Source organism: Millisia brevis NBRC 105863 (assembly GCF_001552615.1).
In the GTDB taxonomy this organism is placed as follows: domain Bacteria; phylum Actinomycetota; class Actinomycetes; order Mycobacteriales; family Mycobacteriaceae; genus Millisia; species Millisia brevis.
In genome coordinates this window covers 74,484-100,598 of sequence record NZ_BCRN01000017.1, presented here as the reverse complement: position 1 = coordinate 100,598, position 26,115 = coordinate 74,484, and the positions used below count along the sequence as shown (strand labels likewise).

At 71.0% G+C, this 26,115-nt stretch carries 25 protein-coding genes; 5 read left to right on the top strand and 20 right to left on the bottom strand.

Going from position 1 to position 26,115, the window contains the following annotated elements; all coding sequences use genetic code 11:
- The 4 genes from MB1_RS20675 to rimP form a co-directional block, all read right to left on the bottom strand.
- On the bottom strand, positions 1–320 hold a 320-nt coding region (locus MB1_RS20675), incomplete at its 3' end, for a translation initiation factor IF-2 N-terminal domain-containing protein (protein WP_174531988.1).
- A gap of 97 nt (positions 321–417) precedes the next feature.
- Positions 418–789, bottom strand: coding sequence for a YlxR family protein (locus MB1_RS25295; RefSeq protein WP_439646967.1), 372 nt, complete (start codon positions 787–789; stop codon positions 418–420).
- A gap of 101 nt (positions 790–890) precedes the next feature.
- The gene (gene nusA, locus MB1_RS20670) at positions 891–1,907 is read right to left on the bottom strand and encodes a transcription termination factor NusA (protein ID WP_066912051.1); all 1,017 of its coding nucleotides are present in this window, start codon (positions 1,905–1,907) and stop codon (positions 891–893) included.
- A gap of 4 nt (positions 1,908–1,911) precedes the next feature.
- Positions 1,912–2,499 carry a ribosome maturation factor RimP gene (rimP, locus tag MB1_RS20665; protein WP_066911989.1) on the bottom strand — a complete coding sequence of 196 codons (588 nt, stop codon included), beginning with the start codon at positions 2,497–2,499 and terminating at the stop codon, positions 1,912–1,914.
- 287 nt (positions 2,500–2,786) lie between these two features.
- Here rimP and MB1_RS25775 point away from each other — a divergent pair, with 287 nt between their 5' ends.
- The 4 genes from MB1_RS25775 (at position 2,787) to MB1_RS20645 (ending at position 5,248) form a co-directional block, all read left to right on the top strand.
- The gene (locus tag MB1_RS25775) at positions 2,787–3,329 is read left to right on the top strand and encodes a hypothetical protein (RefSeq protein WP_157084195.1); all 543 of its coding nucleotides are present in this window, start codon (positions 2,787–2,789) and stop codon (positions 3,327–3,329) included.
- The gene (locus MB1_RS26245; protein WP_084352344.1) at positions 3,326–3,946 is read left to right on the top strand and encodes a ferritin-like domain-containing protein; all 621 of its coding nucleotides are present in this window, start codon (positions 3,326–3,328) and stop codon (positions 3,944–3,946) included. Before MB1_RS25775 ends, MB1_RS26245 begins: the two co-directional genes overlap by 4 nt.
- Positions 3,947–4,061: 115 nt before the next feature.
- Positions 4,062–4,658, top strand: coding sequence for a TetR/AcrR family transcriptional regulator (locus MB1_RS20650; RefSeq protein ID WP_084352331.1), 597 nt, complete (start codon positions 4,062–4,064; stop codon positions 4,656–4,658).
- Positions 4,658–5,248, top strand: coding sequence for a TetR/AcrR family transcriptional regulator (locus MB1_RS20645; protein ID WP_169801711.1), 591 nt, complete (start codon positions 4,658–4,660; stop codon positions 5,246–5,248). Before MB1_RS20650 ends, MB1_RS20645 begins: the two co-directional genes overlap by 1 nt.
- Positions 5,249–5,352: 104 nt before the next feature.
- Here the strand turns inward: MB1_RS20645 and MB1_RS20640 are convergent, their stop codons facing one another.
- Positions 5,353–7,113, bottom strand: a complete 1,761-nt coding sequence (locus tag MB1_RS20640; RefSeq protein ID WP_066911978.1) for a proline--tRNA ligase — start codon at positions 7,111–7,113, stop codon at positions 5,353–5,355.
- 62 nt (positions 7,114–7,175) lie between these two features.
- On the opposite strand from MB1_RS20640, the gene yaaA reads away from it, so the two are divergent.
- Entirely contained in the window at positions 7,176–7,922 is a 747-nt protein-coding gene (yaaA, locus tag MB1_RS20635; protein ID WP_066911975.1) for a peroxide stress protein YaaA, read from the top strand.
- On the opposite strand, the gene MB1_RS20630 is transcribed toward yaaA, so the two are convergent.
- The 15 genes from MB1_RS20630 to MB1_RS20560 form a co-directional block, all read right to left on the bottom strand.
- Positions 7,872–9,446, bottom strand: coding sequence for an MFS transporter (locus MB1_RS20630; RefSeq protein WP_084352327.1), 1,575 nt, complete (start codon positions 9,444–9,446; stop codon positions 7,872–7,874). The two genes, yaaA and MB1_RS20630, sit on opposite strands and share 51 nt — an antisense overlap.
- Positions 9,447–9,496: 50 nt before the next feature.
- Positions 9,497–10,807, bottom strand: coding sequence for a uroporphyrinogen-III C-methyltransferase (gene cobA, locus MB1_RS20625; RefSeq protein WP_245650290.1), 1,311 nt, complete (start codon positions 10,805–10,807; stop codon positions 9,497–9,499).
- A gap of 11 nt (positions 10,808–10,818) precedes the next feature.
- The gene (locus tag MB1_RS20620; protein ID WP_066911972.1) at positions 10,819–12,258 is read right to left on the bottom strand and encodes a cobyrinic acid a,c-diamide synthase CobB; all 1,440 of its coding nucleotides are present in this window, start codon (positions 12,256–12,258) and stop codon (positions 10,819–10,821) included.
- Between the two features lie 7 nt (positions 12,259–12,265).
- Positions 12,266–12,880: a cob(I)yrinic acid a,c-diamide adenosyltransferase gene (gene cobO, locus MB1_RS20615; protein ID WP_066911969.1), complete on the bottom strand. Its 615-nt coding sequence runs from the start codon at positions 12,878–12,880 to the stop codon at positions 12,266–12,268.
- A 22-nt stretch (positions 12,881–12,902) separates the two neighbouring features.
- Positions 12,903–13,286, bottom strand: a complete 384-nt coding sequence (locus MB1_RS20610; RefSeq protein WP_066911966.1) for a type II toxin-antitoxin system death-on-curing family toxin — start codon at positions 13,284–13,286, stop codon at positions 12,903–12,905.
- Entirely contained in the window at positions 13,283–13,480 is a 198-nt protein-coding gene (locus MB1_RS20605; protein WP_066911963.1) for a plasmid mobilization protein, read from the bottom strand. Before MB1_RS20605 ends, MB1_RS20610 begins: the two co-directional genes overlap by 4 nt.
- Before the next feature lie 74 nt (positions 13,481–13,554).
- Positions 13,555–15,564: a VWA domain-containing protein gene (locus tag MB1_RS20600; protein WP_066911960.1), complete on the bottom strand. Its 2,010-nt coding sequence runs from the start codon at positions 15,562–15,564 to the stop codon at positions 13,555–13,557.
- Between the two features lie 154 nt (positions 15,565–15,718).
- Positions 15,719–17,005: an NtaA/DmoA family FMN-dependent monooxygenase gene (locus MB1_RS20595; RefSeq protein ID WP_066911957.1), complete on the bottom strand. Its 1,287-nt coding sequence runs from the start codon at positions 17,003–17,005 to the stop codon at positions 15,719–15,721.
- A 4-nt stretch (positions 17,006–17,009) separates the two neighbouring features.
- Positions 17,010–18,239, bottom strand: a complete 1,230-nt coding sequence (locus MB1_RS20590; protein ID WP_066911954.1) for an acyl-CoA dehydrogenase family protein — start codon at positions 18,237–18,239, stop codon at positions 17,010–17,012.
- A gap of 35 nt (positions 18,240–18,274) precedes the next feature.
- The gene (locus MB1_RS20585) at positions 18,275–19,264 is read right to left on the bottom strand and encodes an LLM class oxidoreductase (protein ID WP_157084194.1); all 990 of its coding nucleotides are present in this window, start codon (positions 19,262–19,264) and stop codon (positions 18,275–18,277) included.
- 37 nt (positions 19,265–19,301) lie between these two features.
- Positions 19,302–21,083 carry an ABC transporter substrate-binding protein gene (locus tag MB1_RS20580; protein ID WP_066911948.1) on the bottom strand — a complete coding sequence of 594 codons (1,782 nt, stop codon included), beginning with the start codon at positions 21,081–21,083 and terminating at the stop codon, positions 19,302–19,304.
- A 33-nt stretch (positions 21,084–21,116) separates the two neighbouring features.
- The gene (locus MB1_RS20575; protein ID WP_066911946.1) at positions 21,117–22,100 is read right to left on the bottom strand and encodes an ABC transporter permease; all 984 of its coding nucleotides are present in this window, start codon (positions 22,098–22,100) and stop codon (positions 21,117–21,119) included.
- A complete protein-coding gene (locus MB1_RS20570) occupies positions 22,097–23,020 on the bottom strand; it encodes an ABC transporter permease (protein WP_066911943.1) in 924 nt (307 codons plus the stop codon). The genes MB1_RS20575 and MB1_RS20570 overlap by 4 nt, the downstream gene beginning before the upstream one ends.
- Positions 23,017–24,642: a dipeptide ABC transporter ATP-binding protein gene (locus tag MB1_RS20565; protein WP_066911940.1), complete on the bottom strand. Its 1,626-nt coding sequence runs from the start codon at positions 24,640–24,642 to the stop codon at positions 23,017–23,019. Before MB1_RS20565 ends, MB1_RS20570 begins: the two co-directional genes overlap by 4 nt.
- Positions 24,643–24,823: 181 nt before the next feature.
- Complete coding sequence (locus tag MB1_RS20560) at positions 24,824–26,035, bottom strand: GNAT family N-acetyltransferase (RefSeq protein WP_066911937.1); 1,212 nt, start codon at positions 26,033–26,035, stop codon at positions 24,824–24,826.
- Positions 26,036–26,115 lie beyond the last annotated feature (80 nt).

The window sequence follows — 26,115 nt, the reverse complement described above, 5'->3', positions numbered from 1 at the left end:
GGGGCGGCGGGCGCCGGGCCGGGGCGCGGGGCACCCGGTCGCGGTCCGGTCGAACCGGGGGTGGGGGCCGCCGACTGCTGCGGGCGAGCCGGTCCGGGACGCGGACCCGGCTTGGCGCTCGAACGCACCGCGCCGTTGCTTCCCGATCCGTCGGACTTCGACGACGGGAAGGATTCACGCAGGCGCCGGGCGACGGGGGCTTCCACCGTCGACGACGCCGATTTGACGAACTCGCCCTGCTCCTTCAGCCGGGCCAGAAGTTCCTTGCTGGTGACACCGAGTTCCTTGGCCAACTCGTGCACACGGGCCTTGCCTGCCACTGCTCTCCTTACTGGGAGGTCGCAAGGCTCAGGCAGCCCGCACGACCTCGGGTTATCTCCGATGGACGTTCATCGCCGGTACTTCACGGTGTGCTCATCAGTTCGTCTGCCCGTTCTCATCGTGGGAGGGATCACGTGATTCCTCCGTGTCGGTCGGCGAGGTGAACATCCTGTCGAGTTCCCTCGTGTCCACTTCGCCCACCACTCGTAGCGCCCGCGCGAACGCGCGCCGCCGCACCGCTGTCGCCACACAGTCACGGTCCGGATGCACCCATGCACCTCGACCGGCCATGCCGCGCCGAAGGTCCGGAACGATCACCCATTGCGATCGGCCGTCCCCCGGGCGTGCGACCACCCTGACCATGTCGGCAGCCAGCGTACGCGCACGACAACCGACACACGTTCGGACCGGCGCACCGTCGGTCCGCCGCTCGTCTTCGGGTGACGGTCGTGCCCGTCGCGAAGCCACCGAAAAGTCTACCGCCCCGGGCGGAAAACTCGCGTATCCGCCGGTCGACACACTCGAATGCGCTCGCCCGGAACGGTTTCCACCGGTCGCTGCGCGCGCCGTCACGCCTCGCCGGCGCGACCGGCCACCGGAACCTCCGCATCCGAGCGGATGTCGATGCGCCAACCGGTCAGTCGCGCGGCCAGGCGGGCGTTCTGCCCCTCCTTGCCGATCGCCAGCGACAGCTGGTAGTCGGGTACGACCACCCGGGCGGCCCGGGCGGTCTCGTCGACCACCGTCACCGAGACAACCTTGGCCGGCGACAGGGCATTCCCGACGAAGCGGGCCGGATCGTCGTCGTAGTCGACGATGTCGATCTTCTCGCCGCCGAGTTCGCTCATCACATTGCGGACGCGCTGACCCATCGGGCCGATGCAGGCGCCCTTGGCGTTGAGGCCCGGCACGGTGCTGCGGACGGCGATCTTGGTGCGGTGTCCGGACTCGCGGGCGACCGACACGATCTCGACCGAGCCGTCGACGATCTCGGGCACCTCGAGCGCGAACAGCTTGCGGACCAGGTTCGGATGGGTGCGCGAGAGCATGATCTGCGGGCCGCGCTGACCACGCGAGACCGCGACGACGTAGGTCTTGATCCGTTCGCCGTGCTCGTAGCGCTCGCCGGGCACCTGCTCGGCCGGCGGCAGCAGGCCGTCGGCGCCGTTGGCGTCGCCGCCGATCCGCACGACGACGGTCCCGCGGGCGTTGAGCCGCGCATCGCGCTGGACGACGCCGCCGGCGATCTCGCCCTCGTGGGTGACGAATTCACCGAAGGTCTTCTCGTGTTCGGCGTCGCGCAGGCGCTGCAGGATCACCTGTCGCGCCGTGGTGGCCGCGACCCGGCCGAAGCCCTCCGGGGTGTCGTCCCATTCGGAGATCAGGTTTCCGTCGCCGTCGGTCTCCCGGGCGAGTACCCGCACCAGGCCCGACTTGCGGTCGATGTCGATCCGCGCGTCCGGCTCGTGGCCGTCGGTATGGCGATAGGCGGTCAGCAGAGCGGTCTCGATCGTCGCGATCACCGTGTCGATCGGGATTCCCTTGTCGGCCTCGATCGCCTTGAGGGCCGTCATGTCGATATTCACCGCGTCACACACCTTCCCCGGCCGCGGCGGAGCCGGCGACCTCCGTTTCGGACGCGTCGGCGTCCGGCAATTCCACTCCACACAGCGCCAACTCCGCGGCCGGCGGGGGCGCGAACTCGACCTCGACCACCGCGCGCTCGATCTCCGCCAGCGGGACCGTCCGCACGCGGGGTCCCTTCCGGCGATCGGGTATCACCAGGTCGATCGCGGTCGGGTCGGCGGCGTCCGCGCCGCTCGGGGCCCCGACGCGGCCGACGAGGACCTCGCCGCCGGCCAGCGTCACGCTGACCCGCCGGCCCAGCGCCCGCCGCCAATGTCGCGGCAGGGTCAGCGGCCGATCGATCCCCGGGGTGGTGACCTCGAGGGTGTACTCGGAATCACCGAAGGGATCGTCGGTGTCGAGTTGTGCGGAGATATCGCGCGTCAGATCGGCCAGGGCGTCGAGGGAGACCCCGCCGTCGCGATCGATGATCACCGCGATCGATCGTCGGGATCCGGTCGCGGTGACCTCGACCCCCTCCAGGTCGTATCCCTCGCGGTCCACCAGGTCCCGCACGGCTTCGGCAACCGTCTCGGTGCGCCGGTCCGGCATCGTTCCCGTCCCTCATTTCCAGTTGTCGGTTCAGTTGTTCGACCGTGCGACGCTCATCGCCGGACGGTCGGGGCGGCGGGCGTCGGTCGACACCGGCCGTCTCGAGGTGTCGTCTCCCCGATCCGCGCGGACGCGGGCCGTCGAGCGGCACCGTTCGGGCGCCGGGGAGGCGACATCGACTGATAACAAGATACCGCCGTCGAACGGGGCTCCCGACCACCACCGGCACCCGGGCGCCGGCGACACCGAGCGGCGCCGACCGCGGCCGGGGCCGGCAGTATGTCGTGGTGCCCACAGCCCCGTCGGATCGCGGTCTGCTCCGCCCGACCGACCCCGCGACGGATTCGGCGTGGTCACCGACCCGGTCGCCGTGGTCGCGTCGATCGGTCCTGCGGGCCGGCGCGACGGCATGCGCGGCGCTCGCCCTGGTCTCGGCGTGTGGCACGAACGACCCCGAACCGGTGGACGTCCTGGAGGCCCCCGCCGAGCGCGCCCGCAACGATGCGGCGGCGATCACCGCGGCGATCTCCCGCTATCCGGAGCGCGCGGACGCGCTCGCGGTGATGGCGGCCGAACGCGGCGCGCACGCCGACGCCCTGACCGCCGAGATCGACCGGCTCAACCCGCCGACGACGACCACGACCACCAGCTCGGCCGAAACGCCGCCTCCGCAGGTCACTCCACCGTCGCTCGACGAGATTCGCTCCGCCCTGTTGGCCGCGGCGGACGAGGCGGGCGCCCTGGTTCCGACGACCTCCGGGTACCGCTGCGGCCTGCTCGGATCGATCGCCGCCGCGTGCCGCACCCAGGTGGCGATCGCCCTGCCATGACCAGCCCCACACCCACCGAGACGCCCTCGGTCGAGATACCCCCCGTCGAGACCTCACCGCCGCCCGATACCTCCGCCGCGGTCGACATCCCGGCGACCACCGCCACGGCGACGAGCACCCCCGCCTCGACGAGCACCCCCTCCCCCAGCAATTCCGCCCCGAGCAGTTCCGCCCAGAGCGCGGAGACGCCCGAGACCGCGGCGCTCGCCGAATGTCTGACGATCGCGCACGGCGCGATCTTCGGGTACGGCGTGGTGGCCGCGTACGCGGATGGCTCCCGTCGCGAGGCGATCGCCGCCGCGGCGGCCGCCCATCGCGCGTACCGGGAGGCGCTGCGGCAGGCGCTGATCGACGCCGGCCGCACCCCGCCGATCGCGGCGGCGGGTTACACCCTCCCCTTCCCGGTCTCGGATCCCGTTTCGGCGATCCAACTCGCCCTTCGGATCGAAGAGGACACCGCAATCGGGTGGCGAGCCCTGCTGGAGCGGGCCGAAACCGGTCACATCAAGAGCGTTGGCGCCGACGCGCTGACCGAAACCGCGATTCGCGCGGCCCGGTGGCGGACGGTACTGGTAGTAGCCCCCTCCACCGTCCCGTTCCCCGGACAATCGTCCTGAATCGACCCGGAGTTCGCGCAATCTCGAATATATAAACCTATTCCACGAAATGCACGGCGTTTTGCAGCGACGATACTGTTGTACCAATAGCTTCGAATGACGTACGGTCTTTCCCATGAGTTCGAGTCGAATGACCGCCACCCAACGGCGCGAATCGATTCTCGAAGCCGCGACTCGCGCGTTCGCGCGTACCGGATACGCGGGTACGAGTACGGCGACGATCGCCGAAGAGGCGCATGTATCGCAGCCCTACGTGATCCAGATGTTCGGCTCCAAGGGACAACTCTTCCGATCCGTCTACGAACGCGCTGATCAGGAGGTACTTCGGTGCCTCACGATCGCGTTGCGCGAAGCCTCCTCCCTCGGCCTCGACCCGGCCGAGCAGGTCCGCCGGGCCGCCTGGGGATGTATCGACCGCCTACCCGATCGCGCATATGTACAGATCGTGATGCACGGATTCCTCGCCGGAAATAAATGCCCCGAGGTCGCGGATGTCGCGCGCGCGTCAATGATGCATATGTACCGCATCGTCCGGGAATCCACGGGATGCGCGGAACGCCAATCAGGAAATGTGATCGGCAATCTGATTCTTGCCGGCGCCCTGCTGTCGGTTCGAGCCGGCGACGACCCGGCCGACGGTGTGCTGGCCGATCTGTCGCAGACGGTCTTCGGCACCACCTTCGCCGACCGCGTCCGCGTCGAGGCGAGCTGATGGCGGTATCCCCCGCTCCGACCGGTCGCCCCGGTCGGCGGATGAGCGCCGCCGCGCGGCGACAGACGATCCTCGACGCGGCGATCGTGGAGTTCGCCAGAGGCGGCTACTGGGGTACCAGCACCGAGACGATCGGACACGCCGCCGGCGTGTCCCAGCCGTACGTCATGCGCATCTTCGGTACGAAGGCCGAACTGTTCCGGCTCGCCTTCGACCGCGCCCTGCAGGTGGTCACCGGCTCGGCCGAGGACGACCCGATCGGCGCCCCGGATCTACCGGAGGCCTACGACCGCATGGTCAGCCACCACGACGCGATGATGGTGCTGCTGCACGGATTCGCACACGGCGCCGGCGAGTCCGACCTGCACGATCAGGCGCGCGACGGCATGGCAGCGCTTTTCGGCATGGTCAACACCGCCACGTCCGGCGACACCGAACAGGCGGCTGCGGCGCTGTCGAGCAGCCTGCTCGCCCACGTGCTGATGAATATGGAAGCCGTCGAATCGGTGGGCCAGGAGCCGTTCCGGGCGCTGACCCTCGCCGCCCTCGAACCGCCGAACGGGCCGGACCGAGCGACCGCCGGCCGCTGAGCCGCATCCTTACGACCCACACCAACGGCCGAACCCCGCACCCGCCGACGCCGCCGGTGCCGACGGTCGGTGCGGATCGACCGCACCGACCGCGGCCGGCACCTCTACCAGGGGCGCGGCGACATCTTGGCCACCACGTCGACCACCTCGGCGACCGGGACCTCGGTGCGGTCGCCCGAGAAGCGATCCCATACCTCGACGAGGCCATTGGCCCAGCCGCGGCCGACCGCGACGATCACGGGGACGCCGAGCAGCTCGGCGTCCTTGAACTTGACCCCCGGCGACGCGGTCCGGTCGTCGAGCAGCACGTCCCAGCCGGCGGCGTCGAGCGTCTCGGCCACCCCGGCCGCGCCGAGCCGGACCGCCTGGTCCTTGCCGGCGGACACGATGTGCACGCCGAAGGGGGCGACCTCGGGGACCCAGCGCAGACCCTTGTCGTCGTGGTGCTGTTCGGCCAGCACGGCCATCATCCGGGAGATGCCGATGCCGTACGAGCCCTGGATCAGGCGCACCGGCTTGCCGTTCTCACCGAGGACGTCGACCTCGAAGGCATCGGTGTACTTGTAGCCGAGCTGGAAGATGTGGCCGATCTCGATACCGCGGGCGGCGACCAGGGCGCCGGCGCCGTCGGGTGACGGATCACCCTCGCGGACCTCGGCGGCCTCGATCGTGCCGTCCGGGACGAAGTCGCGGCCCGCGACGAGGCCGGCGACGTGGTAGCCCTTGCGGTCGGCGCCGGTGATCCAGGACGAACCGGTACCCACGCGCGGGTCGACCAGGTAGCGGGCCTCGTTGGCCGCGAAGACGCGCGGACCGATGTAGCCGCGGATCAGGAACGGGTAGCGAGCGAAGCCGTCCTCGTCGAGCAACCGGTACTCGGCCGGTTCGAGGGCCGCGCCGAGCCGCTTCTCGTCCACCTCCCGGTCGCCGGGGACGCCGACGCCGAGCAGTTCCCACTCGCCACCGGGCTGCCGGATCTCGAGCACGATGTTCTTGAGCGTGTGTGCCGCGGTGACCGGCTCGTCGGCGCCGACGCCGTCGGGACCGTTGGCCCACTCGACGAGCGTCGCGATCGTCGGGGTGGAGCCGGTGTCGTATTCGGTGGGCTTCGGGGCGTCGTCGAACGGGATCGGCTCCGGGATCGGGGTGACCACGGCCTCGACGTTGGCGGCGAATCCGGACTCGACGCAGCGCACGAAGGTGTCCTCACCGACCTCGCTCTCGGCGAGGAATTCCTCGGAGGCGCTGCCGCCCATCGCACCGGAGGTGGCCGCGACGATGACGTACTTGACCGCGAGCCGCTCGAAGACCCGCTGGTAGGCGAGCCGGTGATCGGCGTACGCGCGGGCGAGGCCCGCTTCGTCCAGGTCGAACGAGTACGAGTCCTTCATGATGAACTCGCGCCCGCGCAGGATGCCGGCGCGCGGCCGCTCCTCGTCCCGGTACTTGGTCTGGATCTGATAGAGCCGGACGGGCAGGTCCTTGTAGGAGTTGAACTCCGACTTGACCGTCAGCGCGAACAGTTCCTCGTGGGTGGGGCCGAGCAGCATCTCGGCGTCCTTGCGGTCCTTCAGGCGGAAGAGGTTGTCGCCGTATTCGGTCCACCGGCCGGTGCGCTCGTAGGGCTCACGGGGAAGCAGCGCCGGGAAGCGCAGTTCCTGACCGCCGATCGCGTTCATCTCCTCGCGGACGACCTGCTCGATTCGCTGCAGGACCCGCAGGCCCAGCGGCAGCCAGGCGAAGACGCCGGGCGCGACCCGCCGCACGTAGCCGGCGCGTACGAGCAGCTTGTGGCTCGGCACCTCGGCGTCCGCGGGATCGTTGCGCAGGGTTCGCAGGAACAGCTCCGACATCCTCGTGATCACCCGGCGAGTTTATGCGGCGACCGCTGTCGCCCCGCCCAAGGGGGCCGGTAACCTGCACGATCGTGCTGATCGTCCTACCTCCGTCGGAAACCAAGGCCACCGGTGGGGACGGCGCCCCCCTCGATCTCGACCGGTTGTGGCTGCCGGAACTGCGCGAGATACGCGATCGTCTGGTCGACGAGGTGATCGCCCTGTCGGTCGATCCGGAGGCCGCGCGGCGGGCGCTGGGCATCGGTGCCGGTCGCGAGGATCTGCTGGCGATCAACGCCGCCCTGCGCGAGGCGCCGACGCTGCCGGCGATCCGGCGCTATACCGGGGTGCTCTACGACGCGTTGGACATCGGGACGATGCCGAAGGCCGCCCGCGCGCGGGCCGACCACCGGTTGGCGGTCGGATCCGCGCTGTTCGGGGCGGTCGCGGCGAGCGACCCGATCCCGGCCTATCGACTCTCGGCGGGCTCGTCGCTGCCCGGTTCACCGACCCTGCGGGCGCGGTGGTCCCCCGATCTGACCGAGGCGTTGGTCGACGCGGCCAAGGACCGCCTGGTGATCGACCTGCGCTCGGGCGGCTATCGACAGCTCGGGCCGATCCCGGACGCGGTGACCGTCACCGTGCTGACCGAGCACGCCGACGGCAGCCGCACGGTGGTCAGTCACTTCAACAAGCACCACAAGGGTGTGCTGGCCCGCATCCTCGCCGGCTCCCGCGCCGAACCCGACTCCGCGCGGGCGGTCGCGGTGATCGCCCGCCGCGCCGGGCTACGGGTCGAGATCGCGGCGCCGACCGAACTGGTGGTCCTCACCGACTGAGCGGCCGTCCACCGGGCCGGCGTCCACCGGACCGGCGGGTCCGACGACGGCGCCGTCCACTCCGGAATCGGCGTGCGACTGCGCCTCCTGGGCGAAGGCGATCTGCTGCGGGGTGAACCGGATGAACAGCGCGGCGATACCGGCGACGGCCGCCACGATCGCGCAGAAGCCCAGGGCGCTGGTGTAGCCGGCCGAGAGGGCTTCGAGCTGCGGGGGCGTCATGTCCTGCGGGTGCCCGGGCGCGCCGCCGAGGGATCGGGTGCGCGCGGTGGCCAGGGCACCGGCCGCCGCCAGGCCCAACGGCCCGCCGAGGGTCTGGAAGACGGTCGCCACCGCGGTCAACGGTCCGATCTCGCTCTCCCGCACCCCGGCGATCGCGCAGAGCGGCAGCGGGACCACCACGAAGCCGACGCCGAAGCCGATCACGATGATCGGCACCACCAGATCGGGGACGTACTGCGCGTCCACACCGAGCTGCGTGCCGTAGAGCAAGCCCATGATCGTGATCAGGATGCCGACCCCGATGACGTAGCGCGCCGGGAATCGCACCACGGCCTTCGACGACAGGAAGGCCGCGACACCGAAGGCGCCGGCAAAGGGGATGAAGGCCAACCCGGATTGCAGGGGGCTGAAGGCGAGCACGTTCTGGACGAAGAAGGCCACGTAGGGGGCCAGGATGAACATGACCGCGCCGGCCAGCAGGATCGCGACGAAGACCGCGACGCGGCTGCGGTTGGTGAACAGCGAGAACGGCAGCAGCGGGAACTCGGCGCGCCGTTCGATCGTCAGGAACGCCACGAAGAGCAGCACGCCGATCGCGCCGACGACGATCACCGTCGGGTCGACCCAGCCGCGCGTGGCGCCCTCGGTGATCGCGAAGGTGACACCGGTGATCGCCAGCGTGCCGACGATCGCGCCGGGCACGTCCAACGGCCGGCGTTCGGGCAGGGTTTCGCGCAGCGAGGCGACAGCCAGGACGGCGATCAGCACGCCGACCGGGACGTTGATCAGGAAGATCCACCGCCAGGACAGTTCGGTCAGCGCCCCACCGACGATCAGACCGGCCACCGACCCGATGCCGGTCATCGCCGCGAAGATCGCGACCGCCTGATTGCGGGCGGGTCCGGGGGCGAAGGTGGTGGCGACCAGCGCGAGCGCGGTGGGGGCGGCGATCGCGGCGCCGGCCCCCTGGAAGGCTCGGGCGGTCACCAGGGTCAGCTCGCCGACCGCCAGACCGCAGGCCAGCGACGCAACGGTGAAGACGCCGACGCCGGCGAGGAAGACCCGCTTGCGTCCGAAGGTGTCGCCCAGCCGGCCGCCGAGCAGCATCAGCCCGCCGAAGGCGAGCGCATAGGCGCTGAGCACCCACGCGCGGCCGGCTTCGGACAGGCCAAGCTCCGCCTCCAATCGGGGCAGCGCGAGTGCGGCCACCGTGCCGTCGAGGGTCATCATCAGCTGCATGCCACCGAGCGCAACAATCGCGGGCCCCAGTGCCCGGCCGGTGACGGGATAACGATCAGACATCGCAGTGCAGGCTACGCGGTGCCGGCGGCTCACTCGCCGTCCGGTTGGGTTCAGTTCGCGGATTCCGCCGCAACGTCCGATTCGACCGGCTCCGATTCCGCCCGCCCGGAGGCGGCGGTGGGATCGAGGTCGACCACGGCACCGATCACGACGACGGCCGGCGGGCGGATGCCGGCCTCCTTCGCCCGCGCGGCGATATCCCCCAGCGGTGCGCGCAGCACGATCTGCCCGTCGGTGGTGCCGTCCTGGATGATCGCCGCCGGTGTACCGACGTCCCGGCCGTTGGCGATCAGCACGTCGGCGAACGCCCCGAGCCGCTCCACGGCCATCATCAACACGATCGTTCCGGACAGCTGGGCGATCGCCGGCCAGTTGACCAGCGACTCGGGGTGGCCGGGCGGCAGGTGCCCGCTGACGACCACGAATTCGTGGGTGACGCCGCGGTGGGTGACCGGGATACCGGCGATCGCGGGGACGCCGATCGAGCTGGTGATGCCGGGTACCACCGTCACCGGGATGCCGGCGGCGGCGCAGGCGAGCAGCTCCTCGTAGCCGCGGCCGAAGACCATCGGGTCGCCGCCCTTGAGCCGGACGACGAATCGGCCGCGCCGGGCGTGTTCGATCAGGGTGTCGTTGATCGCCTCCTGGGCCATGGCGCGGCCGTAGGGGATCTTGGAGGCGTCGATGACCTCGACCCGGTTGGGCAGCTCCTCGAGCAGCGCGCCGGGAGCGAGCCGGTCGACCACCACCACGTCGGCGAGGCCGAGCAGCCTCCGGCCGCGCACGGTGATCAGATCGGGATCGCCGGGGCCACCGCCGACCAACGCCACACCGGGACCGGGCGGTTCGGCGCTGTCGATCACCCCACTGCGCAGGGCGGTCAGGATCGACGAGCGCACCGCGGCCGACCGGCGGTGTTCCCCGCTGGCCAGGACGCCGACGGTCAGCCCGTCGTAATCGACCGACGCCGGGGTCACCGCGGAGCCCTCGCGGGCGGAGTCGGCCCGCACACAGAAGATGCCGCGTTCTTCGGCTTCGGCAACCACCGCCGCGTTGATCTCGGGCTCCCCGGTGCAGGCCAGCGCGTACCAGCCGCCCTCGAGATCGCCGCCGCGGTACTCCCGCAATTCGAGTTCGATGCGACCCTCGGTGGCCATCGCCTCGACCGCCGGCGTCGCCTCGGGCGCGATGACGCGCACGCGTGCCCCGGAGGCGACCAACAGCGGCAGGCGTCGCTGCACGACGGTGCCCGCCCCGATGACGACCACCCGGCGCCCGTCGAGGTCGAGTCCGACCAGATAGGGCCGTCGGTCGGAGGCGGGGGCCGGCGTCTCGGGGTCGCTCGCGATCGGGTCGGTCACGATCGGCAACCCTACCCGCGGCCGGGCGCGTCTTCCGGGGTCCGGCGCGCGAGCCGGGCCGCGGCGACCAGCCGGGCGATCACTTGCGGTCCGCCGGCCGGGTGGACGTGGAGGTAGGAGGCGTGCACCCCGCCGGCTGCGCCAACCCCGGCGACGATGCCCTCGGTCGCGGCGCCGGCGCCGGTCCGCCACGCCCAGGCCGGGGTGGTGATCGGGGTGTCGGCGGCGACGGTCGTGCGGTGGAATTCGTGGCCGGTCACCCGTTCACCGACGCGGTAGAGCACCGAATCGGAGGTGGCGACCGCGTCGCGATAGCCCAGCGTGAGCCGCGGCCCGAACCGTGCCCGGGTGGGCAGGACGCCGGCCATCGGTCGGTCGTCGAGGGTCCGTCCCAGATAGAGCAGCCCGGCGCATTCGGCGTGGATCACTCCCCCGGCCTCGGCGAAGCGTCGGACGTCGTCGTGCAGGGCGACGTTGTCGGCCAGGGCTTCCGCGTGCACCTCGGGAAAGCCGCCGGGGATGATCAGCGCCCCGGCACCGGCCGGGAGGCGGTCGTGCCGCGGATCGAAGTCGACCACCCGGGCCCCGGCGGCGGTGAGCAGTTCGACGTGTTCGGCGTATCCGAAGGAGAACGCCGGTCCCCCGGCCATCGCCACGGTGATCGGCCGGTCGGCGGCTATGGACGCCGACCCGCCGACCGCGGCCGCCGGATCCCAGATCTCACCGGCGAGGGGACGCGCGGCGCGGGCGACGGCGACCATCCGGTCGAGGTCGACGTGTTCGGCGACGATCGACGCCATCGCCGCCACTGCGGACTTCGCGCCGCTGTTCTCCCGCGCGGTCAGCAGCCCGAGGTGGCGCTCGGGCACATCGACGGCGGGCATCCGCGGGATCACGCCGAGCACGTCGACCCCAGCTTGCACGCACGCGGCGCGCAGCACCTGTTCGTGGCGGGGGCTGCCGACCCGGTTGAGGATCACCCCGCCGATGCGGATGCGCGGGTCGTAGGCGACGAAGCCGGTGATCAGCGCGGCCAGCGATTGGCTCATCCCCCGCGCGTCGATCACCAGGACCACCGGCAGACCGAGGGCGACCGCGACCTCGGCGGTCGAGCCCGCCGCGCGCGGCCGCGCCGACGCCGGGTCGTCGACGTCGAGCGGGATGCGCCCGTCGAACAGGCCCATCACCCCCTCGACCACCGCGATGTCGGCGCCGAGGGTGCCGTGTCGGTAGAGCGGGCCGATCAGGTCGTCGCCGACGAGCACCGGGTCGAGGTTGCGGCCGGGGCGCCCGGCGGCCAGCGCGTGATAGCCGGGATCGATGAAGTCGGGTCCGACCTTGAACGGCGCGGGTGTATGCCCCGCGGCGCGCAGGGCGCCGAGCAGGCCGGTCGCGACCATCGTCTTGCCGCTGCCCGAGCCGGGGGCGGCGATGACAACGCCGCCGATCATCGACCCGTCACCACTCGATGCCCCGCTGCCCCTTTTGTCCGGTGTCCATCGGGTGAGCGACCTTGACCATCTCGGTGACCAGGTTCGCGGCGTCGATCAGAGCCTGCGGGGCGCGCCGGCCGGTGATGACGACGTGCTGCTTGCCGGGGCGGTTGCGCAGCGTTTCGACGACCTCGTCGGTGTCCACCCACCCCCAGTTCATCGGGTAGGTGAACTCGTCGAGCAGATAGAAGCGGTGCTGCTGGGCGGCCAGGCGGCGGGAGATCTCGCGCCATCCCTCGGCGGCCGCGGCCGCGTGATCGACCTCGGCGCCCTGCTTGCGCGACCAGGACCAACCCTGCCCCATCTTGTGCCACTCGACCGGCCCGCCGATCCCCCGATCGGTGTGCGCGGATGCCAAGGCGGCGAACGCCGCTTCCTCCCCAACCTTCCAGCGCGGCGACTTCACGAACTGGAAGACCGCCGTATCGAACCCCTGGTTCCACGCCCGCAGCGCCATCCCGAACGCCGCGGTGGACTTTCCCTTTCCGTCGCCGGTGTGCACGGCGAGGATCGGTTGGTCGCGGCGGGTGCGAGTGGTCAGCCCATCGTTGGGCACCACCGGGGGAATCGACTGGGGCATGTGTGAAGCCTAGGGCGTCCACCTAGGCCGGGACCGCGAAGGCTTCGAGCGCCTTGGCGATATCCGAAACGGACCGATATCCCGCGGCCGCATCGTTCATCAGCGCTTCCGCGTCGTCGACATCGAACCCTCGGTTCAAGCGAATGCCGTTGTATCCGAGAAAGAGCCATCCGGCAGCCCACGCTGTTCGCTTATTACCGTCGACGAGGGCATGGTTGCGCACCAGGGAATGCAGCAACGCCGCCGCCTTGTCGTAGAGGGTCTCGTACGCGTCCATGCCGAAAACCGTGCTGCGGGGGCGCGCGAGTGCCGCGTCGAGAAGTCCGATATCCCGAACTGCGGGGTCGCCTCGATTGACGCGAGCAGCGATCGCCAGCAGGTCATCCCTGTCGAGGTAGGTCGTCACGCCAGCCGCTCGTTGAGATCCGCCGACGCCTCGAAGATCTCGTCGAGCAGGCCCTCTCGAAGATGCTTGCGCGCGGATGCAGCCTCCAGGGTGGCCGAACGGACAAACGCCTTGAGGGACAGACCCTCCCGTTCGGCCGCCTCACGGATGAGGTCTTGTTCGTCCTCGGAGAACTGAACATTGAGAGCGGGCATGGTTCCAGCCTACTGGGGTAGTACCTGATGCGGTACCACTTGTGGTACCAAGCCTCCCCTGTGCGCCCTATCGGTCAGGCCGCTCGCACCACGCCGGCGACGGCATCGGCGGACAGTTCATCGACGCGCAGGCAGACCCCGCCGACGCGGCGGGCGAGGTCGGCCGCCAGGCCCAGACGGATGCGCCCGGACTCGCAATCGATCACCACCACCGACGTGCCCTGCAGCGCGACCCGGGCGGCGGCGCGGCGCATGCGCTCCAGGGCGTCGCGCCCGCCGGTCGCCCGGCCGTCGGTGAGGATGACCAGCAAGGGGGTGCGGCCGCGGTCACGGACGGCTTCTCGACCGATCAAGCGGCGGGCGGTGTCGAGCCCTTCGGCGAGCGGGCTGCGGCCGCCGGTGGTGAGGGTGGCGAGCAGGCGCGAGGCGATCGCCGGCGATCGGGTGGGCGGCAGCGCGACCTCGGCGCCGGCGCCCCGGGCGGCCACCACCGCGACGGTGTCCCGTCGGCGGTAGGCATCGCGCAGCAGCGAGAGCACCGCGCCGGTCACCGCGGCCAGCCGGTCGCGGGCCGCCATCGAGCCGGAGGCGTCGAGCAGGAAGACCACCAGCGCCGGTCCGCGCCCGGCGCGTTCGGTGCCGCGCAGATCGACCGGAAGGACCTCGCGGCCGCCTCGTCGCGGATTGGTTTCGGCAGGTCGGGAACCGGCGGCGAGCACGGTCGCCGGGATGTGCACGGCCCCGGTGCGGTAGTCGGTTGCCCGCACCACGTGGCCGCGGGTGGTGCGGGCGGGCGCGCGCCGCCCGGGTTCGGTGGTCTCCCGCCGTCCGGACGGGGTGATGGTGCGGACGCGGAATTCCGCGCCGATCTCGGCGGGGCGCCCGGCCGACTCGGCGGGCCGTTCCTGTTCGTTCGTCTCCCCCGGGGAAGGCTGCCGATCCCGAGCTGCGGCGGCCGGCTCACCATCGGGCGCCGTCGCCTCGTCGGTGCGGTTCTCCGGTCCGTTCGCGTCCCCGGTCTCGGACCCGTCGGCGCCGGGCCCGTTCGGTCCGGACCGTTCCGGGTCGGACCCCTCCGGTCCGGGGCCGTCCGGTTGGGGGCCGCCGGGTTCGGGGTCGTCCGGGTCGGGACCCTCGGGTTCGGGGTCGTCCTCGGGCGGGCCGAGCGCGTCCTCGAGCTCCTCGTCGGTCATGCCGGGCGGGTCGAAGGGGTCGCGCCGCCGCCGGTGCGGCAGCACCAGGGCCGCCGCCGCCCGGATGTCCTGGTCGACGACCTCGTCGCCGCCGCGCAGCGCGCAGTGCGCCCGCGCTGCCAAAGCCAGCACCAGGTCGGCGCGCATCCCCTCGACACCCACCCGGGTGCAGATCTCCGCGATCCGGCGCAGCCGACGATGTTCCAGGCGCACCCCGTCGAGGCGCTCGCGCGCCGCCCGGATCGCCGCCGCCAGCTCCTCCTGCTCGTCGCGGTAGCCGGCGACAAAGGCCTCCGGGTCCCGGTCGAAGTCGAGACGGCGGGTCACCACCGCGACCCGCTGGTCGATGTCGTCGGGCGCCCGCACGTCGACGACCAGGCCGAACCGGTCGAGCAGCTGCGGGCGCAGCTCCCCCTCCTCGGGGTTCATGGTGCCCACCAGGACGAAGCGGGAGTCGTAGGCGTGCGAGACGCCGTCGCGCTCGACGGTGACGCGGCCCATCGCCGCGGCGTCGAGCAGCACGTCGACCAGGTGGTCGGGCAGCAGGTTGACCTCGTCGACATAGAGCACGCCGCGGTGCGCGTCGGCGAGCACGCCGGGCCGGAAGGCGACCGTGCCGTCGCGCAGCACGCCCTCGATGTCGATCGAGCCGATCACCCGGTCCTCGGTCGCCCCGATCGGCAGCTCGACCACCGACGACCGGGAGTCCGACTCCCCGTCGAGCAGGTCACCCAGCGCCCGGACCGCCGTCGACTTCGCGGTCCCCTTCTCCCCGCGGATCAGCACACCACCGATGCGCGGGCTGACCGCGCAGAGCAGCAACGCCAACCGCAATCGGTCCTGACCCACGATCGCCGTGAACGGGAAGTGGATAGCCGCTTGGGCCGGCATGGGCGTCCTCCTGGTCTCGCATTCGCGTCGACCCTACCGGCGCTCCCACGCGGACCCGACCCGTAGTCGCGTGTGCGAATCCGACCGAATTTGCGCCGCCACGACAACTATTGTCGTGGCGCCCCAAAAACGTGCTGGTTTGCACAGCCACCGCTCACGCCGACGCCGCAACCGCGCCCCGCAGATTGCCGCGCAAGGTATCGGTCTCGTACTCCCGCCGGAAGAGCCCGCGCTGCTGCAACAGCGGCACGACCTCGTCGGCGATGATCGGCAGCGAGTCGATCAGGATGTCGGGCTGCAGGTTGAACCCGTCGCAGGCGCCGGCGAGGTACCACTGCTCGATGCGGTCCACCAACTGCTCGGGGGTGCCCACAAACCCCCCGTGCCCGGACCCGGAGTACCGCGTCTCGCGCAGGTATTCGCGCACCGTGGGCCGGGTCTGCCGGATCTGTTCGACGATCGACTCCCGGAATCCGATGCTCCCGCGGAAGGTCTCGGGGTCGACGGGGCCCGACAGCACGTCCTCGGGGAAGGGTTCGTCCAGGTCGAGGGCCGAGACGTCCACCCCCATCGCGTGGGTCAACCACAACGCCGAGTACACCGAGGGGCTGGTGTCGTAGAGCTCGTCGATCCGCCGGCGGGCCTCCTGTTCGGTGCTGCCCAGGGTCAGCAGCAGGCCCGGCAGGATGCGCACATCCTCGGCGCTCCGTCCCGCGGCGACCGCACCGGCCTTCACCTGCCGGTAGTGCGGTCGGGCGGTCTCGGGGGTGATCTCGGCGGAGAAGACGCCGTCGGCGAAGTGCGAGGCGATCTCGCGGCCCTGCCGGGTGCCGCCGGCCTGGAAGATCACCGGCCGACCCTGCGGCGACGCCGGCGCGGTGAAGACCCCGTCGTAGTCGAAGAAACGGCCGTGATGGTGCACCGTCGAACCGTCGGCCGCCGAATCCCACAGCGCCCGCACCAATTCGGCGAACTCGTAGCCGCGGGCGTAGCGCTCCTCGCGTCCGGCCAGCGCGTCGACGCCGAAGTTGGCGGCGGACGCCTCGTCGCGGGTGGTCACCAGATTCCAGCCCGCCCGGCCGCCGGAGACCGCGTCGAGGGTCAACAGCCGACCGGCCAACTCGACCGGGTCGTTGAAGGTGGTCGACGCGGTGGCGATCAGCCCGACGTGCTCGGTCGCGCGGGCCACATGCGCCCAGACGACGGTCGGGTCGAGACGGATCGGGTTGGCGTCGTAGGACGGATTGCCCAGCGACAGCGCGTCGGCGAGGAAGACCGCGTCGAGCTTCGCCGCCTCCGCCAGGGTGCCGATGCGATCCCAGTAGTCGGCGGTCAGGAAGGCGTCGGGCGCCAGCAGCGGCGATCGCCAGGCCGACGGGACGTAGCCGTAGACCAGGACGTTCAGCCCGAGAGCGACGTGACCGGTTCTGCGCTCCCCCATCGGATCAGACCCCCTGCCCCTGCGCCTGCGGGCCGGCAGCGTTGGGCAGTCCGGCCGGCGGCGGCGTGCCGTTGACGTAGAAGTCGCCAACCACGCGCTCCTTGAACACCCGCGGATTGTGCGACGACAGGGTGCGCGCATTGCGCCAATGCCGGTCGAGGCCGAGCGGCACCGCGGTCGCCGAGGCGCCCAGCGCGTCGAAGGCCGTCGTGGTGATCTCGAGGACGGTGTCGACGATCACCGACTGCGCCTCGTGGGTGCGGATCGTCGCAGCCTCCAGCGCCGCGGCCTGTCCCACGTCGTCGCGGCGGGCGCGGGCGTCGGCGATCACGTCGAGGGTCGCGGCCTGCACCTCGAGCGCCGCGGACGCCTGGAAGACCTTCGCGGCGAGATGCCCGATCTGCTGCTGCAACAGCGCATCCCGAGCGGGCAGCGGGTCGAGCCCCAGCGGATAGTTGCGCTTGCGCCGACGCAGCGCCGCCAGCGCATCGCGGAACGCGGCGCGACCGATGCCGACCAACACCGACAGCAGCGCGGTTTGGTAGAAGAGCCCCTGGTACGGGAAGCGGTCCTGCACGGGAAAGATGCCGTGCGGGTCGACGACGGCGTCCGCATAACGCGCGGAGCCACTGGCGGTGGTCTGCTGGCCGAAGCCACTCCAGTCGTCGATCAGCGTCACCCCCTCCTGATCACGGGCGACCAGAGCGGTGACCAGATGGCCGTCGTCGTCGAGTCCGATGACGTCGAGCCAGTTCGCGTAGAGGCTGCCGGTGGCGTAGAACTTCGCGCCGCTGATCCGGGTGGTCGTCCCGTCGGTGGTGATCCGGGTGGCCACGTTGGTGAAGCTGTCGCTGTTGGCCTCGGTCCACCCGCCGCCGACGAAGTCGCCGCGCCGGAACCGTTCGAGCCAGACCTGCGAATCGACGCTCGGGCTGTTGTACAGGCGGTCCTCGACGAAGGCGAGGTGGTTGCGGAAGACGTGCGCCACATTGGGATCCGCCTCCGCGAGGTCGGCGAGCAACAGGAAGACCTGCTGCAGGGTGGCGCCGTCGCCGCCGTCCTCGATCGGGATGCGCAGCCGGGAGAAGCCGGCGTCGATCAGCAGGCGCACCTGGTCGTAGCCGAATGCGCGGGCCTGCTCGCGGGCGAGGTTGCCCTCGGCGATCGCGTCGAGGATCGGGCGGTAGTGCGCGCGCAGCGCTTCGATCTGCGGCGCGGGGGCGGTCGCGGTCACGGGGACTCCTTACGGGCCGGGAAAGGGGGCGGCGGTCATCGGTAGACGCCGATCGTGGGGGCGGGATAGACCGCGACACCGCGGTCGGCGGCGGCCGGCGCGGGCAGGGAGAGCCGATCCCGCAGGGTGACACCGGTTTCCGAGGGATCGGCGGCCGAGGCGAAGGGGCGGTGACCGTTGATCGCCGCGATCAGGGTGTCCGCCCCGGCGCGCGGATCGGAGCCCGCGGGCGATCGGACCAGCAGTCCGCGGGCGGATCGTTCCTCGGTGGCGCGGTCGAGCCGATCGGCGGCCACCTCGATCACCACCGGCCGCGACGCGGCGGCAGCGCTCGCACCGGCAGCGCCCGCACCGGTCGCGTCGGCGGCGGTCACGATCAGGTCCGCGACGTCCGGAGCCGCGCGGACCGCCTCGACGTCGCGCGCATACCAGAGCAGCAGCGGGGCGCCCTGCCGCGACTCCGGGATGCTGAGCGGCCCGGCCGTGGTCGCCGCACCTCGGTGATCGGGGCGACGAATCCGGTCGGCTTCCACCAGGATTCCGGATTCCTTGTCGGCGATCACCGCGTCGAGCGGCCAGCTGCGCCAGAGGGCCGCGATCGCCCGGGCCGCGTCGACCGCGGTATCCCGACCGATCGGGATACCGCCATCCGAACCGACGCCGCTCCAGGCGGTCTGTCCGTGGCCGCGCGGATCGCGCTCCCCGAGAAGCAGTCCCGCGTTGCCACCGGCCAGATGGTCGAGGGAGAGCACCCGCCGCGCCAGGTTGTAGGGCTGGTCGTGGTGGGCGGCGCCCGCCGGGACGACCGGCGGTGCGCCCTCGGCGGCCAGGGCGGTTGCCAGTACGCTCGGATCGGCGTCGCCGGCCGCGGGGAATCGGGTATCGGTGGCCGGGGTGACCCGGTCGATCCCGATCACCACGAAGGCGACCGGCAGCCGGCGCAGGCGTTCGCGCAGGTGTGCGTCCGACAGGATGGCGACCGCCTCGGCGCCGGTGAACGCCGCCGCCAGGAACGGCTCGCTCACCGACGCCTCCTCGGTTGTGCTCAACGTCGTCCTCCGGTCAGTTGTCGGTGACCGAGATATTGGTCAGGTCGGCGTTGTTGCCCAGCGACTGCCACGTCCAGTTGGTGACGCGGTCGGACGTCGGCACCGTCTTGACCCGCTCGATCAGCGGGAACCACGCCAGGTCGGTGCTCGCGATCCGGTTCGCCTCCTGCCAGTCGGCGGTCGGGTCGGTCGCCGCGAAGGCCCGTGCGACCACCTCGTTGAGCTGCGGGTTGACGTAGGTGACGCCGTTCCAGGTGCCGCCCGGCGCGAAGTCGGAGTTCAGCCAGCCGCCCAGGGTCATCCGGGCGCTGTTGCCCTGCCAGTCCGGCGTCCAGTTGGTGATCGCCAGGTCCCACTGGTCGAGGGTGGACCGGTCGGCCAGGAAGGAGCTGAACGTGCCCCACGAGTCGCCGGCGATCGGGGTCAACCGGACGGTGATGCCGGCGCGGGCCGCGGCGTTCTGCACCGAGGTGGCGATCTTCTCGAACTCCGGCGTGTTGCGGAACGCGACGTTGACCGTCAGATCGGGATGTCCCGCCTCTGCGAGCAACTCCCGCGCCCGGTCCGGATCACCCTGGTTGTCGGGCGTCGGGTACGGGGCGTCGTCGTTGTAGCCGAGGATCGTCGAGGTGAGGATCTCGTTGCTCGCCAACGCCGAATCCGGGCCGCCGAGCCCGCGCACGACGTCGGCCTTGTCCAGCGCGTAGTTGAAGGCCTGGCGCACCCGCAGATCCTTGAACGCCTCCTGGGTCGGCGTCGCCGCCTGCTCCGGGTTGTTCCAGCTGATGAAGATGGCCGAACCGCTCGCCGAGCTGTGCAGGTGATCGGGATCGGTCCGCTTGTACTGCTCGATCACGCTCGCCGGGAAGGCCCGCACGTAGAGCGCGACATCGGCGGTGCCGGTCTGCAACTGCTGGGAGGCGGCGTCCGCGGAGGCGACCGTGGTGTCGAAGACGATCTCGTCGGCGTAGGCCTGCCGCGGGTCGCCCTCGGCGTTGTAGTCCGGCACCCGCTCGAGGGTCAGCTGACGCCCCGGATCGTAGGACGCGATCTGGTACGGCCCACTCGAGACGTAGTTCTGCCGGAACTCGAGGCTGTCGGCGTAGTAGTTGGACACGACCTCCTCCGGCAGCGGGGTGACGAAGTTGAGCGTCAGGATGTCGAGGATGTCGCTGGCGGGTTCGGTCAACGTCAGCTGCAGGGTCTTGTCGTCGAGAGCCTGGAATCCGCTGATGTCGTTGGTGTCGATGAAGTTCCGCACCGCGTCGAGGTCGCCGGTGGGGACCTGCGCGAACTTCTCGGCGTACTCCTCGAATCCGTCGAACAGCGCGTTGTAGTACGTGATCGCGCTGACCTGTCCGTTCGGATCCGGGAAGCGCTTGACGGCGTAGACGAAGTCCTGCGCGGTGATCTCGCGGGTGCTCGCTCCGGAGAAGTGGATGTCGTCGCGCAGGTGGAAGGTATAGGTCAGGCCGTCGTCGCTGACATCCCAACTCTCGGCCAGGTCGGGGACGACCTCGGTGTCGTCGCCGATGCTCGTGGTGCTGCCCGGATAGGTGACCAGCTGGCGGGTGGTCGCCCGGATGACCTGCCAGGATTCGGCCGAGTAGGCGATCAGCGGGTCGAGGGCATCGATATCGCCCACCGAGGCGACGTGCAGCGTGCCGCCGTGCAGGCCGTCGGACGACGCGGCCGAACCGGCGCTGCCCGAGTCGGATTCGCCGCTGCTGCACGAGGTCAGCAGCAGGGCGGCCGTGGTGAGCGACGCCAACGCGGCGAGCGTGCGGGATCTCATTGTTCTCCTTGATATGTCACTGCGTATTGCGACTTACTTGTTGCTGCGGTTCTGGGTGAACAGGTCGACCAGGGCGGTCGAGATGACGAAGACGACCGCACCGAAGAGAGTGACGCCGATGACCACCGGCGCGTCTCCGTTGTTCGCGGCGCTGACCGCGAGCCGTCCGACGCCGTCGAGGCCGAAGATCTGTTCGGTGACGATGGCGCCGCCGAGGATCGAGGCGAACTCGATCGCGCCGAGGGTCAGGATCGGATTCAGCGCGGCGCTCAGCGCGTGGTTGAAGTACACACCTTGGGGCCCTACACCTTTCGATCGTGCGGTACGGATGTAGTCCTTGCCGGCGACCTCGAGGACCGAGGCGCGGACCACCCGTTGGAAGAGGCCCACCTGGGCGATGGTCAAGGTCAGCCAGGGCAGGATCAGATGTCGCGCCCATTCGCCCGGCGACGTGGTCAGCGGAACGTAGCCGCCACTGGGGAAGAACTTCACCCCGGCCATCGACCACTTGAAGTAGAAGACGTAGAGCAGCAGCACGCCGATGACGAAGGTCGGAACCGACAGCGCCACATAGGACAGGCCCGAGGTGATCCGGTCGAACCAGCCGCCGGGTCGGCGGGCCGCCCAGACGCCGAGGAGGATCGAGGCGAGCATCCAGAACACCAGCGCGCCGAGCGCGAGGCCGGCGGTCACCGGGATCTTCTCGAGGATCAGCTCGGTGACCGGCCGCTCCTGGCGGTACGAGTACCCCAGGCTGGGCGGCCAGTTCAGCAGGCCGGTGGGGGTGCCCTTGATCTCGGGGCCGCGCACCGCGTAGTGCCACAGCTGCAGGTACCAGGGGTCGTTGAGGCGCAGGCTGTTCGCGATCGTCTCGATCGTTTCCTCGGACGCGTTCTCCGGGGCCAACATTCGAGCCGGGTTGCGGTAGGCGACGCGGGTGAGACCGAAGGTGATCAGCACGACGGCGGCGACGGTCAGCACCATGCGCGCCGAGCGGCGCACCAGGAAGTCGCTCATCGCCGGCCCCCGGCCGGCGCCGGATCGAGCACGCTGCGCAGGCTGGTGCTCAGCACGTTGAATCCGAGCACGGTAATGAACAGCGCCACGGCCGGGCCGATCAGCATCCACGGTTGCACCTGGTAGAGGGCGGTGTCCTGGGCGTTGGCGATCATCGTTCCCCAGCTGGGCGTCGGCGGTCGGATGCCGACACCCAGATAGGACAGGGTCGCCTCGGCGATGATGTTGATCGGCAACTGGACCGCCCAGTAGACGATCACGGCCGGGGCGATATTCGGCAGGATCTCGCGCCACAGCACCCGCGCCGGCGACGCCCCGGCGCCGATGGCGGCGAGCACGAACGGGCGGGACTTCAGCTCGATCACCAGGCCGCGCACCAGGCGGGCGAAGTAGGTCCAGGAGAAGAGCGTGATGATGCCGATCACCACCAGCATCGGGTCGATCAGCGTGCTGCCCGCGGTGCCCCGGTTGAGGGTGACCACGCTCAGCGCGGTCACCAGGAACGGGAAGGCGAGCGCGATATTGGTCAGCTCGGACAGGATCGCGTCGACCCGGCCGCCGAGGTACCCGCCGACCAGTCCGACGGTCACCCCGATCAGCATCGCCAGCGTGGTCGCCGGAATGCCGATGGCCAGCGAGATCCGGGCGCCGTAGAGGACTCGGACGAGGACGTCGCGACCGCTGCCGTCGGCCCCGAGCAGGAAGCCGTCGCCGCCGGTGATCGGCAGCCCCGCGGCGTCGAGGGTCTCGTTGGCGAACTGGTCGTTGGGTCCGTGGCCGGTCAGGGCGGCGACCGCGGGGGCGGCCAGGGCGGCGATCAGCACGAAGGCGACGATCGAGCCGCCGAGGAGCAGACCGCGATCGAGACGGCGTTCGGGCGCCGCCGGCGATGCGGGCGGCGCGGTGGGGAGGGTGGTCACGACGCTCGGGCCTCGATCTGCGGAACCGCCGCCAGCAGGCGGCGGGTGTAGTCGGATGCCGGGTCGGTGAAAACCGTGCGGGTGTCGCCGATCTCTGCCTGCCCGTCGGGGTCGAGCACGATGACCCGGTGGGCGATGCCGGCGACAACGCCGAGGTCGTGGGTGATGAACAGGATCGCGGTATCGGCGTCCCGGGCCGATGCGACCAGCAGCGAGATGATTTCCCGGCCGGTGGTGACGTCGAGCGCGGAGAGCGCCTCGTCGGCGACGATCAACTGCGGCCGCACCACGAGCGCGCGGGCGATCGCGACGCGTTGCCGTTGTCCGCCGGACAGGTGTGCGGGCAGCCGGTCGAGCAGATCCTCCGACAGCTGGGCGCGCGCGGCGGCTTCGGCGACCAGTCGATCGATCTGCGTCGGGTCGACGCGGCGGGTGCGCAGCGGCTCGGCGATCGCGTCGCGGATACGGCGGCGGGGATTGAGGCTGGCGTAGGGGTCCTGGAAGATCAGCTGGACCGCACCGCGCGCCGCGGTATCGAGCGTCGGAATCCCCGCGCGCACGCCGGTCGGAAACCGGTGGCCCGCGAGGGTGATCGCGCCGGAGTCGGCGTACTGGAGCCCGGCGACGATGCGTCCGATCGTCGACTTGCCGGAGCCGGATTCGCCGACCAGGCCGACGATCTCGCCCGGCGCGATGGTGAACGACAAGTCGTCGACCACCGTCCGGCGGCCGCTTCGGCGGGCCGGGTACGACGCGGCCAGCCCGTCGACCACCAGCAGCGGCGGCCGGGACTCGACCGGCGATACGTCCGGGAGGATGTCGGGATCGAGACTGTGCAAGCGGGAGGCGTCGAGCAGATCCCGGGTGTAGGGATGCTGCGGATCGGTGTAGATCCGTTCGCGGGGACCGGATTCCACCACAACGCCGTCGCGGATCACCAGGACGGTGTCGGCGATACTGTGCACGACGGCGAGGTCGTGACTGACGAAGACGATCGCGGTGCCGTACTCGTCCTGCAGACGTGTGAGCAGCGCGAGGATGCTCGCCTGTACCCCGACGTCCAGGGCGGTGGTCGGTTCGTCGGCGATGATCAGCGCCGGGTTGAGCGCGATCGCGATCGCGATCATCACCCGTTGCCGCATGCCGCCGGAGAACTGTGCGGGGTAGCCGTCGTAGGCCTCGTGCGGCCGCGGTATCCCCACCTCCGCCAGCAGCTCTTCGACGCGCTTGCGGCGCTGGGCTTTCCGCTGCCTGGTGTGGACCCGCAGAACTTCGTCGATCTGGGCGCCGATCGTCTTGAACGGGTGCAGATTGCTCTGCGGATCCTGGAAGACGAACCCGATCCGTCTGCCCAGGACGCGCCGCAACTCCCGTTCGGAAAGTCCGAGCAGGTCGCGGCCGTCGAACCGGACCGAACCGGTGACGTCGGCGCCCGGGAGCAGGCGGGTCGCCGCGAGCAGCGAGACGCTCTTGCCGGAACCGGATTCGCCGACGATCGCGACGGTCTCGCCGCGGTCGACTTCGAGCCGTAGTCCCCGAACCACCGGTGCGGCAGTCGATTCCGACGATCGACCGGAGGTGGGGAACGAGACGGTCAGATCGTCGATCTCAAAGAGCGGCACGACGATGTCCCGCGGTGTGGACGGTCCGCTCCGCCGTGGCGGGGAGCGCCGAGCGGGCTCCCGCGGTGGTCGGAGCAGGGGGGAACGACATGCCGCTCACTCTGCTCGGCGGACAGATCCGTTGCACCGGTTTGGATCACGGCGACGCAATCGGTCGGCCGGTATGCCCTGCGCGCGTGAATCAGAAGTAGATCCCGCTGAACGGTGCGCCGGGGGCTCCGAACAGGCGTTCCGCCGCGGACAGCGCGTCCGGCTCGAAGACCCGGACCGTTCCGGCAGCGGCGAGTGTGCTCCACGACACCGCGCCCAGGAGGACCGAACCGAGCCCGTGGGCCTCGATCTGCAGCCCCGCCGGGGCATCGGTGGGATCCACGCGGCCGGCCCGGAAGCGCCACGTGCCGTCGTTGTGGTGGAGCACCGGGTCGATCACCCGGACGGTCACCTCCTCCCCCGCCGTGAGCGAGCGCCGGGCGAACGCGCCGGGCAGGTCGATCACGCGCACCCACGCCTCGTCGCGTACCTCGGTCACCCGGGCGGCCCGCCGGTCGGTCAGCAGCCAGGGCAGCGGATCGTCGGTGGGCAGCAGCGCGAAGATCACGCGGTCCACCGGGTCGAGGTCGAGCAGGAAGCCGACGAGGTCGGCGTGCGCCTCCGCGGTGGGCGCGAACAGGTCGTCGACGATCACGGTGCGCTCGCCGCTGACGAACCAGCGCTCATCCGACACCGCTCGGTAGCGGGCGAAGCCGGACTCGGCGCCCGGCGGTCCGAAGACCGCCACGTAGGTGGGCGCCTGCGCGCCGCGTAGGGTGCGCGAGAGCCACCACCGCGCGGCGCGGTCGACGCTGCCGGGCCGGTCGGTGCGGTGGAGGTTGTAGATCCGTGGCAGCAGGTCGTGGGCGGTCTGCGGGTCGACCAGCCGCACCCGGTGGTCCCGAACGACCGACGCCCGCAGCCGGGCGCGCGTGTCGACCTCGACGGTGTGGCTGATGCCGCCGACCCCGTAGCCGAAGCGTTCGTAGATCGTCGCCTGCGAGGCCCGCAGCGAGGCGACCACCTGCCCCTCGCGGGCGGCCTCCTGCAATTGGTGGGTCAGCAGGGCGGTGGCGACGCCGCGACGCGTCCAGGCCGGGTCGACGCCGACGTGGGTGACCGCGAGATGCCGCACCCGCGCGCCGCCGGGTAGCGTCACCGTCCCGGTGGTCCCGTCGGTGGTGCCGGCCAGGTGCCCGTCGACGAATGCGCCCAGCGTGCGGCCCGGCTCCAGCAGGTCCGCCAGCCGCCCGCTCTCGACCTCGGACAGCGGGGGGAAGCCGACCATGGCGGTGCGGAAGAGATTGGCGGCGGCCAGGCGGTCGGCGTCGTCGGTCAGGACGCGGACCTCGATATCGCTCATGCCCCGGATCGTGCCGGCGCCCCCGGTGGGAGCAACCCATTGAGCGTGCGTGAATCGAACCGCCCGGCAGGTGAAAACGC